This window comes from Peptococcaceae bacterium, from assembly GCA_024655825.1.
Taxonomy (GTDB): domain Bacteria; phylum Bacillota; class Peptococcia; order DRI-13; family PHAD01; genus JANLFJ01.
Genome location: JANLFJ010000017.1, coordinates 1 through 15,797, shown reverse-complemented (window position 1 = coordinate 15,797; position 15,797 = coordinate 1). Strand labels below are relative to the sequence as shown.

Sequence of the window (15,797 nt, the reverse complement as noted above, 5' to 3'; positions counted from 1 at the left end):
TTATGCCCGGTTAACCCAGGCCCGTTTTTTTATACAGCTCGTAAAAATGGTTTACAGGACCGGGACCGCTGCCGATGGAGAGGGCATGTTCAATGGCCGTGGTGATGTATTCCTTGGCCTTCGACACCGCTTCTTCCAGCGAAAGTCCCCTGGCGATATTGGCCGCTATGGCCGAAGAAAGGGTGCAGCCGGTCCCGTGGGTGTTTTTCGTATAAATTCGCGGCCCGGTAAAATATTTGAAATCGCAGCCGTCAAAGAGGACATCGACCGCCTCCTCCTGGAGGTGCCCGCCTTTGATCAGGACATTTTTAGGCCCCATTTTATGAATCATCACCGCCGTCTCTTTCATGTCTTCGAGGGTTTTGACGGCGGTTCCCGTGATTGCTTCCGCTTCGAACAAATTGGGTGTCACGATTAAGGCCAGCGGCAGCAGGTTTTTGATCAAGGCCGTTTTTGCTTTCGGCTTCAACAGGTCATAACCGCTTTTGGAGATCATCACCGGGTCCACGACGATATTTTGGGCCCGGTATTGTTTCAGCTTCCCGGCAATAGCGGCAATGGAGCGGCTCAGTGAGACCATGCCGATTTTTACGGCGCTCACCTCGATGTCCGTAAAAACGGCCTCGATTTGCCGGGCTATGACTTCGGCGTCAATATCCTGCACTGCCAGAACGCCCTGGGTGTTTTGCGCGGTCACCGCAGTGATCACGCTCATTCCGTATACCCCGTGGGCGGCAAATGTTTTCAGGTCCGCCTGGATTCCCGCTCCGCCGCAGCTGTCGGAACCGGCGATCGTTAAAACGTTTTTCACTTTTTCTCACCCGTGGCCAGTTTTTGCGAGGCTTCCCTGAGCGGCAGGCATTTTAGAATGAAATAACCGATGATGCTTCCCCCCGTAGTGCTTGCCAGAAACGGCACGACGAAGAAAAGGGCTGCGGTGCTTTTGCCCAGAACAAATTTTGCCACCGGGTAGGCGGCCAGCGCACCCAGTATTCCCGTACCGGTGATTTCGCCCAGGACGGCGGGCAGAAGCCGGCCTGTTTTCCGGTAAGCGACAGCGGCCAAAAACGCCCCGATCATGCTGCCGGGGAAGGCCAGCAGGGACCCGGTTCCCAAGATGTTGCGCAGCAGCGAGACGGTAAAGGCGTTGAACACGGCGTACCAGGGTCCCAGCAGCACGGCTGACAGCACGTTGATGGTGTGCTGGACGGGATAGCATTTGGCCACGCCGACCGGTATATAAATGAGATGGCTGGTGATGACGCCGACTGCAATCAGCAGGGCGGAAAAAGTAAGCCTGTAAATGTTCATTTTAATTCCATCCTTTCATCGATTACTGATGGTTTGATTCAAATTTTAAAATGACGCCGCAAGCGAAAAAGAGAGGGCGCAAGTTCCAACACGGGAAACTTGCGCCTCGTCATCCCAGAGAAAATTCTGACATGGGCACACCTCACTTCCCTACGCTGGTATTATCCAGATCAGGTTAAAGGGTTAAAGAACTTAGCGGTTCTTAATCTCAGCCGGCCTTTCCAGCTCCCCTAGCAGCAGATGTCGTATTCAATTTTATTGCTGTTGATACAATCATTTTAACCCGTATCGGTGGAAAAATCAAGTAAAACCTGACAATTTGCCCTGTATAAAAAGCCTTCATTAACGAAAAATAGGCTTAGCGGCAACCAAAACGAAAGGGGAGGTGTTTGTCGCGTGCGGCATGATGTGCGTATACACTACGACAACGGTTATGGATTTCTGGAACCGGTCATGTGGGTATGGGTCAGCGACGGGGCGACGCTGGAAAGAGAAGTGGAGTCCGCCGGCCGGGATGATTTCGGCCCATATTTCGACCTGTCTTACAACCGCTCCAGTTTCAACTTCTTGTTTAAGGACGGTAAAGGGAAAGAAGTACGCTGGGAAGAGGGGCGGCACAACAGGACCTTTCACCGGCACATGGGGAAAGAAATATGGTCCATGGCCGGCAGGCACAATGTTTACCAGGTTCTGCCGGCCAGCCCGGTGGGGAACGTCAAAGATTACCACCGGATGATCAAGCACCTGGTACCCGGGGATAATTTCTATTTCCCCGATACCGATGTCTCAGGGCTTGGTATTCCTTCCATGCTGGGCGCCAGTCTTTTAAACGACGGGTCCGTCTTGTTCGGCTTCTTTCACCCGCGGGCGGCCAGGGTTTACCTGGTCGGCAACTTCAATGACTGGCAGTGCCCGGGCCACCCTGCCGCCCGGGAGGAACAGTTCATAGAAATGCAGCTTTACCGGGGCTTTTATTACCAGCCCAACATCTGGCTGGCCAGGATCAGGCCGGACAGGAGCTGGCGGGAAATAGAATACAAGTTTTACCTTCAGGGCGGCAGCGCAGAAACGGAACGTTATGTACCCGATCCCTACACCAGGCTGTACAGCGATGATTATAAAAACCGCAACTCGGTCGTTGTTGACCCGACAAAATTCAAGTGGACCGACCAGGAATGGAAAACACCGGAGGTAAAGGATTTAATACTTTACGAACTTAACGTATACGGTTTTACTGACAATGACTCCGAAATACCGGAAGAAATCCAGGGAACGTTCAAAGGAGTCACCAGGCGCATAAAGAGCGGCTATTTTGAGAGACTGGGGATAACGGCGCTGGCCCTGATGCCCACCTCCGAGGTCCCGGTAAAGCGCGGTCTGGGCTACGAGCCCTGCACTTTTATGGCCGTGGAAAAAGACTTTGGGACGCCGGATGACTTCCGGGAGATGATCAACGAGGCTCACCGGCATGGACTTGCCGTAATAATCGACCAGGTTTTCAACCACACCTCGAATGATTTCAATCCCCTGTGGAACCTGATCGACGACGGTTCCGGCCGGGGCGGGTTTTATTTTGCCGGGGAGACGATGTGGGGCAACAGGGTGGCCACGGGAAAAGAGGAAGTGGACAACATGCTTATCGACTCCTGCAAGCTGTTTATCAAGGAATACCATGTCGACGGTTTTCGTTTTGACGCCACCCACAGCTATTTTCTCGATCACCGGCTGCTGCACCGCCTGGCCCACGAAATCAAGGACACCGGTTTCAAACCGGATGCCATACTTATTGCCGAAAACCTGCCCAACGAGCAGGACTTGAACATTGAAGGATACAACGGTTACGCCCAGTGGTCGAACATTTTTCATGACAAGGTCAAGGCGCTGCTTCGCGAGGGAGTATTCGAGAATGTTCCCAACAGCCCGGAGAACATAGGGACAATGATCTATTTCAGCAAAGACAGCTTCGCCGCCCACACCAACAACGTGATCAACTATTGTGAAAGCCATGACGAGAACAGCGTGCAGTTTGAAGTGGCGACAGGCGGCCCGCGTCTCAACGACCCGCTTATCAAAGACCGCAAGGCCCGCCTGGGATTGATGACCACCATGGTATCCCTGGGCCAGCCAATGATTTATATGGGACAGGAGTTCGGCATAGAAAGGGAAAGAAACAGGATTAAGGTGGCATGGGATAACGACTCCGAAGCGAGCAGGAAGTTTTATCAATGGACTTGCGGGCTGATAAACCTGCGGAAAAAACACGAGGCCCTGAGGCTTTGCGGGTATAATCCCGCAGACGAGGGTAAGTTTACCTGGGTAATAGCACCCTGGCTGCCGGAAAAAAGAGGAGGGGGAAAAAGGGTTGCCGGCTGGATAGCCGACGGCGGGCGCGATTCATCCGGCAAACTGCTGGTTATGCTTAACTTCGAAGGCGTTGATGTTCCGGTGGAGATCGATGTCCGCGCACCGGGCCGCTGGGCGAAGCTGGCGGATCTCAACAGCATAAGAGGCGACAGCCCAAGCGAAGCGGCAGCGGAAGGAAGCGAGTTCATCGAAACATCCACAGGCATGGTCAGCGAATTCCTGCTGCCTCCTTACAGCGGTTTTATCTACAATTACAGGGGTGATGCTAACTGAAAAACGTTTATGTTATTTTGGCCTTTCACGCGCATGAACTTCTCTGGGACCTCCCGGAAAAACTTCTAGCCGGCCTGCCCGGGGATAACCCGATGAAGGAAAGCTTTAAGGATGAAAACTACTTAAAAAAAAGAAAGAAAGAAGGACGCGACATCTATTCACAGTGCAGCAGGCTGGGGGATATACTGGACGCTCCCATGTGCGTCGACTATACAAACGAGCTGCTTGTTCAAGTAAAGGATGTTATGCCGGAGACATTCGAAAACCTGAGGAAAGACTACCGGCGGAAAAGGCTTTACCCGTTGTATATCCAGGCTCACCACACGCATGTCTCTCTTCTTCGCGCGGAAGAAATGACCCAGGAGATCGTCTGGAACATGCAGTACCTCCATCAAGTGCTTGGAGTTCCTTACCCCAGGTACAAAGGGCTTTTCCCGACGGAAGGCTCCTTGAGTTACGCCAGGCTGGAAGCTGTGGAAGCGGCCAATATAGATTACGTCGTTTTCCCTCACCTGAATGAGAAAAAAGTGTCTTTTAGTATAGAGGGAGAGGGAGATTATATTTACAGGCCTTTCTGGCTTAAAGGCCGCCGGCGCAGTATCCTGGCCCTTCCCCGCAATTTCCCCATTTCCCAGGAAATTTGGCGTCCCATTACCAGGATGAAGAGAGATGAGGTGAAGTCGCAGGGATACATTTTGGGTGAATACCCGGTTTTTGACAGCGAGTACCTGACCAGTATACCGGAAAGTTACCCGATCAGCGGCGAGGAAGGAACAAAAATTTATAAGGAAGTGCTGTGCCGGGAGCTGGAAAAGGTCCCGGAAGGAGGACTCCTTTTATACATTCAGGATTTAGAGCTTATGGATTTCGGGGATATTGCCCTGGAGATTATAGAAAAGGCCTGGAAAGAAATCCTTGAGACAAGCAAGAATAAATACAGGATTCATTTTGTCACGCCGGATGCCTATATTGACGGGGTTTTGAGTAACTATGGATTGGAAAAACTGCCTGTGCTCCATTTTGATAAAATCAGCTGGGCTCCGGAAATCAGGGTGGTCCTGAGGGCGGATGGGCATTATCCTCCCCTGGGAGTAAGCGGGGTTGGCCCTTACGATGTAAAAAGAACGGGAATATACGAGCGGCCTCACATTTTTTGGGAAAACGGCAAATACTACTGCGGGGTTTTTGACAACCTGCTTGACATGTTCGGCATAACCGTAAACGTTCCCGCGGACGTGGGCAGGCTTGGCGAAACGGAGTACGAACTGAACAGCGAAAGTCCCGATACACGGGCCGTCTTGTACCACAGGCTTATGAAAAGGGCCTGCAACTGGGGCTGGCGTCCCACGGAAGGGAGACAGAAAAGGCCTTGCCTGCTGGGGTACCTGCTTTGCTCCTTGCTCCTGCAAAAACTGGAAGAGCACCCTCTGGCCATGGTTTTGATGCGCAGAACGGGAAAAATGGACCATCGTCTTTTTGTGGGGCTTTGTGAGACCCTGGAAGTGTTTATCGAAAACCGTGTCAATTACCTCAAGTACGGTATTGAGGAATACAAAAGAGAAAAAGGTCTTGATTTATCCGGTGTGAAAACCGTCTTCGACAGCGTGGAGGAATGGAAGAATAAAGCGAAAGACAGGGCAAAAGCGCTCTTTGAGCTGAATCAAAGCGGCCTGCCCGATATATCCCGTTTTCTCATTCTTATGCAGGAATACTCCCAGGCTGTCTACATGGCCACGGATCACATCCAGCGCATCTGGTCAATGGTGCCGGATGGCGAATACCTGGTAAACAGGATGTACCATTACCTGTATAAGCTTTATCCACCGCTTTTTCCGGCGATGCTGGAAAGGATAGACGGCATGAATGAGAGCGAAGCGGAAAACTATTTCCGGGGGGTGACGGTCAAGGCGTTGATTCGATAACAACCACCTGTCCTTTTAACAAAACACCGCCTGCCTCCGCCGCCTTTCCGCCGTAGATGCCCCATTCCGAATTAAAAATCAGTTTTCCCTCTGTGACTGCGAACTCTGTATCTTCCGGACCCAGGTTGAACAAGGCGGTCAGAACGGTGCCGTCATTCCATCGTTTTATACTGACAACCCGCTTGGCGGGGAAGACTTCCACGCAGAGCCTTTTTTTATCAAGCGATTTCAGGACGGGGTGAGATGTTCTGAGCCTGATCAGGTCCCGGTAATAATTGAAAAGATACCTGTTTTGCTCGTTCCAGCAGTCCCTGCCGGTCAGTTTTGACCGGTAAAAGGATTCGGGGTCCTGGGGGTCGGGAACGTCCGTCCAATCGAAATGCCTGAATTCTTCTCGTCGGCCCCGGGACACGGCCTTTTTCAACTGCGGGTCCTGGTAGTCGGTAAAGAACAAGAAAGGCCTGGTTTCACCATACTCTTCACCCATAAAAAGAAGCGGCAGGTAGGCGGAAAAAAACAGCATTCCGGCCGCCGCTTTCAGGTATGGAAAATCAACCAGTGTTGACAGGCGGTCGCCGCACACCCTGTTACCCACCTGGTCGTGGTTCTGGATGGCGGCCACAAACTGCTTGCCGGGACGGTCCGAAGCATCGGTTCCGCGGTTTTTTTGCCAGTAACGGGAGTACTCGCCTGTATACAGGTAATTTTTGAAAACCTTTTGGAAATCTGTAAACCTGCCGTAATCCATGTAATAACCCTTCTTTTCCCCCGTCAGCGCAGTATGGACTACATGGTGAAAATCATCAAGCCATTGAGCGTCCAGGCCGCAGCCGCCAGCTTCAAGCGGGGTGATCAGCCTGACATTGTTTTCATCGCTTTCACCGATAACAAATAAATTTTTTTTAAGCCTGGCGGCCAGTTTATGCACGGCGGCACTGATTTCCTGGAGGATATGCACGCGGCTGTTATCCACAATGGCGTGAACGGCATCGAGGCGCAGCCCGTCGAAATGATATGTTTCCAGCCAGAAACGCACGTTTTCCAGCACCATTTTTCGCGTAAACTCACTGTAATCGTCGTCGAAATTCACAGCCGCACCCCAGGGAGTCTGGTGCTTGTTTGTAAAATACGGGCCGAACGCGTAAAGGTAATTTCCCTCGGGTCCGAAGTGATTGTAAACCACGTCCAGGATTACGGAAAGATGATGCGCATGGCAGGTGTCAATAAAATATTTGAGGTCATCCGGCCGGCCGTAGTTGTGATTTACGGAAAAGAGGTTTACACCGTCATAACCCCAGTTCCACCTGCCCGGGGTCTGGGTTACCGGCATGATTTCCACGGCCGTTATGCCAAGTTCAACAAGATATTCGATTTTCTCCGCCGCCTCCCGGAAAGTACCGCCTGGCGTGAAGGTTCCCGTATGGATTTCCATGATAATTAATTCTTCCAGTTTTCGGCCTTTCCAGTCCGCGTCGTGCCAGCGGTAGGAACTGTGGTCGACGAGCTGTGACCAGCCGTGTACCCCAAAGGGCTGGTATTGTGAATAGGGGTCGGGGTATGTCTTCTCCCCGTCAAGACGGAATTTGTAAAGAGAATCCGGGGCCAGACCCGTGATTTCCCGGCTGTAGACATTGAGGCTTTCCTGAAAGAGAGGGAATTCCTTTTCCAGGCGGCCGGACCTGACAATAACGCTAACCCCCTTTTTAGCCAAGGCGAACACCCTGAACCTCACTTTCCTTTTTTCAAGATCGACAATTTCCGCCCCCATTTCCGGCATGGCCAATCATTCCCCGATGTTAAAAAAGTCCGGTTTATAACCAGTTTATAAATAGTATTGTTTTCATGGTGAATTATTAATCAATTAAATTAATGCGGAAGGGGTTTGCCGAATGGAACTTGTGCAAACAGGAACCAAAAAATACCTGGATTACCTCCCGTTCCTGGACAGGGACAGCGAAATAGAACTGACTTATTACCTTGACAGGTTTAAAGATAAAAAGGTATGCATGGTCAACTCAACGGCTTTCGGAGGGGGTGTGGCCGAAATACTCCACTCTTTTGTACCCCTGGCCAGGGATATGGGCCTTCATGTCGACTGGTGGGTGCTTAAAGGAACCCAGGAGTTTTATGCCGTAACCAAGGACTTTCACAACTGCCTTCAGGGAAAAGAGGGGGAACTGCCTTCCTGGGCCAGGGACATTTATTATAAATATAATGAGCTTAATGCCGCAGCAATGGCTAAGTGGGATTACGATTTCATCGTAGTGCATGACCCCCAGCCTGCACCGCTTATCAATTTTCGCACCGCCAATGACCGGGCCAGGTGGATATGGCGCTGTCACATTGATACTTCCGCTCCCAACCATGAGTACTGGGATTTTTTATACCAGTTTGTAAGCCGCTATGATGCCTGTGTTTTTACAATGCCTGATTTTGCCAAGGAAGGAGCGCAGCTCAATAACCTGACCTTTATCACCCCGTCCATTGATCCCCTCAGCCCCAAAAATATACCGCTGGAAGAAGAGGAAGCCAGCGGCATCATCAGCAGTTTCGGTGTGGATGCTAACAGGCCTTTGATTGTCCAGGTATCCCGGTTTGACCCCTGGAAGGACCCCCTGGGCGTAATAGATGTCTACAAAATAGTGAAAAAAGAATACCCCAGCGTCCAGCTGGCGCTGGTAGGCTCCATGGCCTCGGATGATCCGGAGGGATGGGAGTATCTCTACCGCACGCTTCGCAGGGCTGGAGAAGACTATGACATAGATATCGTTACCAACTTTAACGGCGTCTCTAACCGGGAGGTTAACGCCTTTCAGACGGCCGCGAAAATCATCGTGCAGAAATCAATTCGCGAAGGCTTCGGGCTTACAGTAGCCGAGGGGATGTGGAAAAAAAAGCCGGTTATCGGCGGGAATGCGGGAGGTATTAAGCTCCAGATTGACGACGGCGAGAACGGCTACCTGGTTGAAACGGTGGAAGAGTGCGCCGAGAGGGTTCTTACCCTGCTCAGGAACCCGAACCTGGCCGAAAAGATGGGAGAGGAAGGGCGCGAGAAGGTTCGCAAGAACTTCCTCATAACAACGAACATCCTCAACTACCTGAAACTGTTTGACCGGCTTAACGATTCCTGATTAATCCACAAAGAGAGGTATTTATTCTGCTGGAAGTGGACTTTTTCGTTGCCTTCATGCCTCCTTGCGCGCAGCCGGCCTGGGATGGACATGGGTAAACGGCACGATTTTTTCCTGGTCGAAAACGGGTTTGTGGTAAACCAGCGTGGTGTGAATAACACCGGCGTATTCCTCATAACGAATGCCGGCCAGCTCATATTTTTGCTTTATCCGGAAATTCAGGGAAGCGAAATTGGGGACCGGCGCGATAATGGTTTCCGCAAAAATGTTTTTCACGCCGTCCGCGACCAGATCCTGTATAAGGTTTTCGTAGAGCATGCTTCCGATGCCGTGCCCGGTAAGTTCGGGGTACATGGCTGTCTGGTTGATCAGGACGAAATTGTCCAGGAAAGAGCTGTTGAATCCCGGTCTCCAGATAATTTCATCTATCCAACCGGGTACTTCATTTAGCCATTCACTCTTTTTGTAAGCCATCAAAAATGCTTTCACCTTTTGGTTTTCTTCATAGACATAGGCATACGCAAGTTTCTTGAGATCACAGGCATACTTTTGCCTGTGCTTTTTTTCGTGCAGCGTGTAGTCTCCCATTAAAAATCCCTGCTCAGGGTCCTTGTACCTGTTTCCTACGCTTTTCATGATGGATAGGATGCCGTCAAGGTCCCTGACGGTAGCTTTACGGATCATATTAATCCCTCCTTATCGCCGGGCTGAGGGGTACAGAACACCTTTACGCATTAATTATATACGATAATTTCATTATAAACAACTTAAAATTTTATATAAGGTTGTAACTTTTTTTATATCCCGACCGCCCCGTTTTTCCACAAAATATTTATATGTATAAAGATTAGATATACTTTTTCATTTTTTGCTTTTCCTCGACAAAATTCTAAAGGAAAATAGGGCTTTTTAGCGAAAAATAAAGACATAGTATAAACGTGGAATGAAGGGCTGAGATAATACATGCAAAGGCCACAGTCAGTTATTAACTACGATTTTTCTAATTTTTTTTCGTCCTGCCCGGAAATGATCTGTGTGCTTGATTATAACGGTTACCTCCTTGAGGCTAACCAGGCCGTCGAAAAGGTGCTGGGTTATTCGCTTTCCGAGTTGAAGGAAAAGCCGGTTTTTGAGCTTCTTCATCCCGACGACAGGAAGGTTTTCTCCAGGAGGAACATGCTGCAGCCTGGGAATTACGAGCACCGCTACTTTTGCGGCAACAACTCCTACAGGTGGCTGTCCTGGACAGTTGTTCCCGTCCTGGGAGAAGAATTGATCTATGCGCTTGTGCGCGATATTACAAAGCAAAAAGAGACCGAGAAAAAAATCCTTGGACTGGCGAAACAAGCGTATGAAACACTAGACGGTGTCCCCGAGGCGTTTTTTGTTCTGGACAGCGAAGGAAGCATCACCTATTTGAACCAGAAGGCCCAGGAACTTGCCGCCAGGGACGAAAAAGACGCCAAAGGCAAAAAAATATGGGACATTATCCCCCAGACCATCAATTCGGTGCTGTATAAAGAATTTCGCACGATAGTAAAAGAAAAAGCCCCGCGGGATTTTGAGACCTTTCATCCCACCCGCAACCGCTGGTTTGAGGTAAAAGTGCGCCCTTCCGGCGAGGGGGTAATCCTTTATTATCACGACATTACGTCGTGGAAGGTTTCAGAAGCGGCCTTGAAATTAAAAGAGCGGTCCTTCAGGGCCAGCCCTTTTTTAACCGCCCTAATATCGTTACCTGAAATGACGGTTATCGACATTAACGAAAAATTTATCAATACGCTCGGGCTGGACAAAGACCGGGTCATAGACAGGCCGCTGCCGGAAATTGGCATCTTCAGGCAGGCGGAGCAGTCACACGCCCTTTTCAGGGCCATAAAAGAAAAAGGGCTGCTCAGGAACCAGGAAATAACCTATTACACAAAAACCGGGGAGAAACGTTCTGGACTGGTTTCCGGGGAAGCCGTCAGCGTGGAGGGCAAGTACTACTTCCTGGTCGTCGTAAATGACATAACCGAACAAAAAAAAGCGGAAAAAGAAGCAGCCCGGAGAGATCGGCTCAAGCTGACAGCCGAGATGGCCGCTGGTATAGCCCATGAGATCAGGAATCCCATGACCACAATATCCGGTCTCCTTCAGGTGATCGCCAAAAAGACCGAACTGGGCCGTAATAAGGAGTATGTTGACATCATCCTGGCTGAATTCAACCGCATCAAATACATCCTGGAAGACTTCCTGACGTTTGGCCGGACCACCGCCAGCAATATAAAAAACCAGAACCTCGGCACCATCATCAAGGACATTTATCCCTTGATACAAGCTTATGCCGCGGAAACAAACAAAAAGGTAACGCTGCAGATCGATGCTGTTCCCGACCTGCTTATGGACAGCGGCGAAATTCGCACCCTTGTTCTTCACCTCTGCCGCAACGGGCTGGAAGCCATGACCGAGGGAGGGACATTAACCCTAAAAACCTATGTGCAAGGAGAAGATGTTGTCCTGGCGGTTCAGGACGAGGGCCCGGCGATTCCCGACGAGGTGCTGGAGAGGATGGGCACCCCCTTTTTTACAACAAAAGAAAAGGGTTCAGGGCTGGGCCTGGCCAAATGCTACAGCATCGCCGGAAGGCACAGGGCGAGCATCAGGGTTGAGACCGGAAACGAAGGGACCACTTTTTACGTAATCTTCAGCCCGGGGCTGCCCGTACTGGAAGAGATACGCGAGGCCAAGACTCCTGAATAACTGTAGGCTTCATTTGGCCAGCGACTGCCTGTCATAAGCCTTATTTACGTATTGCCGCTGCTGAGCTATAATTATACAGCATACAACACACGGCGGGCTGTTTTTTGGCGCCATTGGAAACGGGCTGACGTCAAATGAGAAAGCAGGAATTGGGAACCATAGTATCTTTTATTTCGGGGGTTGCTTTTGCGACCCTGGCAATCTTAGCCAAATTTGCCTATGCGGGCGGCGCGAATGTTCCATCCGTTCTTTTTTTGCGTTTTAGCGGCGCCGCCCTGCTTTTTTGGCTTTATAACCTGATCAAGGGAAAAAGCGATTGCTATGACCGGGTTACCGTTCTTAAACTGCTGCTCTTGGGCGGGGCGGGTTACGGGAGCATGTCGGCCTTTTTCCTGCTGGCGGTTTCCCGCATACCAGCCTCGCTTGCCGGCATGCTCCTGTATTTGTACCCCTCTTTAGTGTCGGCGGTCACTGTATTGCTCAAAATGGAAAAAATGAATGCGCAAAAGGGGCTTGCCCTGCTAACCACTTTTACCGGCATGGTTTTTGTGCTGGGAGCATCTTTTCAAAAGGCTGACCTGATTGGCGTTTTATGCGCCGTAGGAGCGGCCTGCGTGTACACGGTTTATATTGTCGCCGGGAGCCGTGTTATTGAGCCGCTGGAACCGGTGAAGGCCACCACGTACGTCATGGCGGGAGGCGCTCTTGTTTACGGCCTGACAGGTCTTTTAACCGGAGCCCTATCGTTCGATTTTGCGGCGCTGGCCTGGTATTCCATCGGCGGCATGATCATCTTCTCCACGGTACTGGCTGTAGGCTGCTTCTGGCTGGGCATAAAATGGATCGGACCTTCAAAGACCAGCATCATCAGCACGGTCGAGCCGCTGGCTACCGTAGTGATGGCCAGGGTCGTTTTTGAAGAAGTCCTCACGATGCTCCAGCTGCTGGGGGGCGTTTTAATCCTGCTGGGGATCGTCATTCTCCAGCCCGCCCCGGCAAAGGAGGGCCCGGCAGGCTGATTTCATTTTTAAATACAGCATTCTGCTGTTTGCTATTTATTATCTTATTTTTTAGGTTTATAATAAAACCAATTTTAAGATAAAAACATTTCACTGGTTAACATTACACAACCGGGGAGGAAATAAAAGAATATGCGCGTGATCATTATCGGGGCCGGCAAAATAGGTTTTAACATAGCGAAACTTCTGGCCCAGCAGGAGCATGACGTGGTGATCATCGAAAAGGATGAAGAAAGGGCCAGGGTTTTGCAGGATAACCTGGACATCCAGGTTATAACCGGCAATGGCGCCAGCGCGGCGACCCTGCAGGAGGCGGGCGTCAAAGAGGCGGACTTGCTGGCGGCGGTTACGGAAGTTGACGAAGTGAACATGGTTGCCTGCATGCTGGCCAAGAACTTTGGCGTGGGCAAGACCGTCGCCCGCGTGCGCAACCCGGAGTACCTCCAGGACAGCAACGGCATGAAAAAAGGGGTTTTTACGGGCATCGACCTGGTTATCAACCCGGAGCTGGTAACCGCCAAGGAAATCGCCAAACTGATTGATGTGCCGGAGGCCCTCGATGTCGTCTATTTCAGCGACGGCAACATCCAGCTGCTGGAACTGAAAATCACCCCGGAGGCCCAGGTGGCCGGCATGTACCTGAAGGATTTGGAAATACCTTACCCGTTTATCATCGTGGCCGTTTTCCGGAAAGGCGAGATGCTGATCCCGCGAGGCAACGACCAGATTCTTCCCCACGATATCATCTTCATCCTGGCCAGGACCAAAGATATGATGAGGATTGAAAGGATGCTCGGAAGCGAACGCAAAAGGGCCGAACGCGTGATGATCCTTGGAGGCGGGTTCACCGGCTACCACCTTGCCAGGATCCTGGAAGAAAGAAAATACCACGTCAAAATAATCGAGAAAGAGTATAAACGCTGCCTGGATCTCTCCAACGCGCTTAACAGCACCCTGGTGTTGCACGGCGACGCCACCGATATTGACCTGCTCAAAGCGGAGGGAGCGGGAGACGCCGATGTCTTTGTCTGCCTGACCGATGACGACAAGCTGAACCTGCTGGTCAGCCTTATCGTCAAACACCTGGGAGCCAAGAAAACGGTTGCCCAGGTTCGCCGTTCCGATTACATCGGACTCATGGAAAGCGTGGGGATTGATGTGGGCATAAGCCCGCGCACCCTCACCGCCAATGCCATCCTGCGTTTTATCAACAGGGGGAGCAACGTCGTTTCCGTAACGCTGTTAAGCAATGAAAGCGCTGAAATGATGGAGTTTATCGTGGCGCCGGAATCAAAAGTGGCCAATAAAAAACTGAAGGACCTGAATTTCCCGGCCGGGTCCATCGTCGGCTCCATTTACCGCAGCAGCCAGGTAATAATCCCGAAGGGCGACGACTCCCTCTTGCCCGGAGACGTGGTCACCGTGTTCGCTTTGCCGAAATCTACGTCCCAGGTGATGGATTACTTTGTGGCATAAATTTGTGGCATAAAGGGGAAAAATTATGAACTACGGGATGATAATTGCAGCTTTGGGCGCGATTTTGATGCTCATAGGCGGTTCGATGTTCTTGCCGCTTTGTTGGTCTCTTTACTACGGCGACCATGACTGGCCCGCCTTTTTGCTGCCGGGTGCGGTTACCTTTCTTACCGGGCTTATCGCTTTCCGGGCGACCGGCTTTAAGGGGAGTTTTCAAAACAGGGAAGCCTTTGCCGTTGTTTCACTCAGCTGGCTTACGGCCTCGCTTTTCGGCGCTGTCCCCTATCTTCTTTCCGGCACGTTCACTTCCTTTGGCGACGCCTTTTTTGAGACGATGTCCGGGTTCACCACCACCGGGGCAAGCGTGATAACCGATATCGAGGCCCTGCCGCACGGCGTGCTGTTTTGGCGGAGCCTGACCCACTGGCTGGGCGGGATGGGGATCATCGTCTTGTTTTTAGCCCTCCTTTCGTCGCTGGGCGTGGGCGGCTTGCAAATGTTCAAGGCCGAATCGCCGGGACCCGTGGCCGAGAAAATAAAACCCCGGATCAGCGAGACGGCCAAAGTTCTCTGGTATACCTACCTGGTTTTTACCGCGGCGGAAACAGTACTTCTCAAGCTGCTGGGCATGCCTCTTTTTGACGCTCTGTGCCATACCTTCGGGACACTGGCCACCGGCGGGTTTTCCACCAAGAACGCCAGCATCGGGTACTATACCAACCCCCTTGTTCACTGGGTCATCATCCTGTTCATGTTTTTGGCCGGCGCCAACTTCGCCTTGCATTTCCACGCCTTCCAGAAAAGGAGCCTCAGAAGTTTTTGGAAAAACAGCGAGTTCAAACTGTACGCCTTGCTGGTTCTCGTTTCGGTAATCGCGGTCACCGGCCACCTTACAGCCGCTTTTGACCAGCCTGTTGAGGCATCGCTCCGCCAGGCCGCTTTCCAGGTCGTTTCCATCATGACAACCACGGGATACGCGACTGCGGATTTTGGCAGCTGGCCGCCTTTCGGCAAGGCTTTGCTCGTGATCTTAATGTTTATAGGCGGGTGCTCCGGTTCGACGGGGGGTTCGATCAAGGTCGGCCGCATTCTTTTCTTGCTTAAGCAGTGCCGCCTCGAACTGCAGAAGGCCATGCATCCCCGCGCGATACTCACCGCCAAAATCGACGGGAAGTCGATCCACAACGAAGTGCTGATCAATGTGCTGCAGTTTTTCTTTATATATATGGCGATTACCGGGATAAGCACGGTACTGATGGCTGCCCTGGGGCTGGATCTGGTCAGCGCCTTTACTTCCGTCGCGGCCACCCTGGGCAATGTGGGCCCGGGTTTGGGCAGCGTGGGACCGGCCTGCAACTACAGCTTTGTTCCCCTCCCCGGCAAATTTTATCTCGCTTTTCTCATGCTGTTGGGAAGGTTGGAACTCTACACCGTCCTGGTGATATTTTTGCCCTCTTTTTGGAAAAAATAGGATAGAAAGGGCCGGAACGGCCAATACTATAATACGAGCTAATTGCTATGTTCAGGGGGCCAAACAGCACAAGCGTTGAAAGGAACGC

The 15,797-nt window shown here is 51.3% G+C and carries 11 protein-coding genes and 1 riboswitch; of the genes, 7 read left to right on the top strand and 4 right to left on the bottom strand.

Going from position 1 to position 15,797, the window contains the following annotated elements; all coding sequences use genetic code 11:
• Positions 1 to 10: 10 nt before the first annotated feature.
• Together thiD and thiW are read right to left on the bottom strand one after the other, a co-directional pair.
• Positions 11 to 811, bottom strand: coding sequence for a bifunctional hydroxymethylpyrimidine kinase/phosphomethylpyrimidine kinase (gene thiD, locus NUV48_08020; GenBank protein MCR4442086.1), 801 nt, complete (start codon positions 809 to 811; stop codon positions 11 to 13).
• Positions 808 to 1,311, bottom strand: a complete 504-nt coding sequence (gene thiW, locus NUV48_08015; GenBank protein MCR4442085.1) for an energy coupling factor transporter S component ThiW — start codon at positions 1,309 to 1,311, stop codon at positions 808 to 810. The genes thiD and thiW overlap by 4 nt, the downstream gene beginning before the upstream one ends.
• A gap of 130 nt (positions 1,312 to 1,441) precedes the next feature.
• Positions 1,442 to 1,553, bottom strand: a riboswitch (TPP riboswitch).
• A gap of 154 nt (positions 1,554 to 1,707) precedes the next feature.
• On the opposite strand from thiW, the gene NUV48_08010 reads away from it, so the two are divergent.
• Both NUV48_08010 and NUV48_08005 read left to right on the top strand, forming a co-directional pair.
• Positions 1,708 to 3,948 (top strand): alpha-amylase family glycosyl hydrolase, encoded by a 2,241-nt coding sequence (locus NUV48_08010; GenBank protein MCR4442084.1) that lies wholly within the window; start codon positions 1,708 to 1,710, stop codon positions 3,946 to 3,948.
• A 92-nt stretch (positions 3,949 to 4,040) separates the two neighbouring features.
• The gene (locus NUV48_08005) at positions 4,041 to 5,870 is read left to right on the top strand and encodes a glycoside hydrolase (GenBank protein ID MCR4442083.1); all 1,830 of its coding nucleotides are present in this window, start codon (positions 4,041 to 4,043) and stop codon (positions 5,868 to 5,870) included.
• Here the strand turns inward: NUV48_08005 and treZ are convergent.
• Entirely contained in the window at positions 5,851 to 7,647 is a 1,797-nt protein-coding gene (treZ, locus tag NUV48_08000; protein ID MCR4442082.1) for a malto-oligosyltrehalose trehalohydrolase, read from the bottom strand. The genes NUV48_08005 and treZ overlap by 20 nt on opposite strands.
• A gap of 112 nt (positions 7,648 to 7,759) precedes the next feature.
• Here treZ and NUV48_07995 point away from each other — a divergent pair, with 112 nt between their 5' ends.
• Positions 7,760 to 9,001, top strand: coding sequence for a glycosyltransferase (locus NUV48_07995; GenBank protein MCR4442081.1), 1,242 nt, complete (start codon positions 7,760 to 7,762; stop codon positions 8,999 to 9,001).
• A gap of 54 nt (positions 9,002 to 9,055) precedes the next feature.
• Here the strand turns inward: NUV48_07995 and NUV48_07990 are convergent, their stop codons facing one another.
• The gene (locus NUV48_07990) at positions 9,056 to 9,685 is read right to left on the bottom strand and encodes a GNAT family N-acetyltransferase (GenBank protein ID MCR4442080.1); all 630 of its coding nucleotides are present in this window, start codon (positions 9,683 to 9,685) and stop codon (positions 9,056 to 9,058) included.
• A gap of 279 nt (positions 9,686 to 9,964) precedes the next feature.
• On the opposite strand from NUV48_07990, the gene NUV48_07985 reads away from it, so the two are divergent.
• The 4 genes from NUV48_07985 (at position 9,965) to NUV48_07970 (ending at position 15,709) form a co-directional block, all read left to right on the top strand.
• On the top strand, positions 9,965 to 11,743 hold the full coding sequence (locus tag NUV48_07985) for a PAS domain S-box protein (GenBank protein ID MCR4442079.1): 1,779 nt from the start codon (positions 9,965 to 9,967) through the stop codon (positions 11,741 to 11,743).
• A 134-nt stretch (positions 11,744 to 11,877) separates the two neighbouring features.
• Positions 11,878 to 12,762, top strand: a complete 885-nt coding sequence (locus NUV48_07980; protein ID MCR4442078.1) for a DMT family transporter — start codon at positions 11,878 to 11,880, stop codon at positions 12,760 to 12,762.
• A gap of 132 nt (positions 12,763 to 12,894) precedes the next feature.
• Entirely contained in the window at positions 12,895 to 14,238 is a 1,344-nt protein-coding gene (gene trkA, locus NUV48_07975) for a Trk system potassium transporter TrkA (GenBank protein MCR4442077.1), read from the top strand.
• A 25-nt stretch (positions 14,239 to 14,263) separates the two neighbouring features.
• Positions 14,264 to 15,709: a TrkH family potassium uptake protein gene (locus NUV48_07970; protein ID MCR4442076.1), complete on the top strand. Its 1,446-nt coding sequence runs from the start codon at positions 14,264 to 14,266 to the stop codon at positions 15,707 to 15,709.
• Positions 15,710 to 15,797: the final 88 nt, after the last annotated feature.

Coding starts and splice junctions, on each gene's coding strand:
- treZ (MCR4442082.1), bottom strand. CDS start 7,647: ATGCCGGAAATGGGGGCGGAAATTGTCGATCTTGAAAAAAGGAAAGTG.
- trkA (MCR4442077.1), top strand. CDS start 12,895: ATGCGCGTGATCATTATCGGGGCCGGCAAAATAGGTTTTAACATAGCG.
- thiW (MCR4442085.1), bottom strand. CDS start 1,311: ATGAACATTTACAGGCTTACTTTTTCCGCCCTGCTGATTGCAGTCGGC.
- NUV48_07980 (MCR4442078.1), top strand. CDS start 11,878: ATGAGAAAGCAGGAATTGGGAACCATAGTATCTTTTATTTCGGGGGTT.
- NUV48_08005 (MCR4442083.1), top strand. CDS start 4,041: ATGAAGGAAAGCTTTAAGGATGAAAACTACTTAAAAAAAAGAAAGAAA.
- NUV48_07995 (MCR4442081.1), top strand. CDS start 7,760: ATGGAACTTGTGCAAACAGGAACCAAAAAATACCTGGATTACCTCCCG.
- NUV48_07990 (MCR4442080.1), bottom strand. CDS start 9,685: ATGATCCGTAAAGCTACCGTCAGGGACCTTGACGGCATCCTATCCATC.
- NUV48_07970 (MCR4442076.1), top strand. CDS start 14,264: ATGAACTACGGGATGATAATTGCAGCTTTGGGCGCGATTTTGATGCTC.
- NUV48_07985 (MCR4442079.1), top strand. CDS start 9,965: ATGCAAAGGCCACAGTCAGTTATTAACTACGATTTTTCTAATTTTTTT.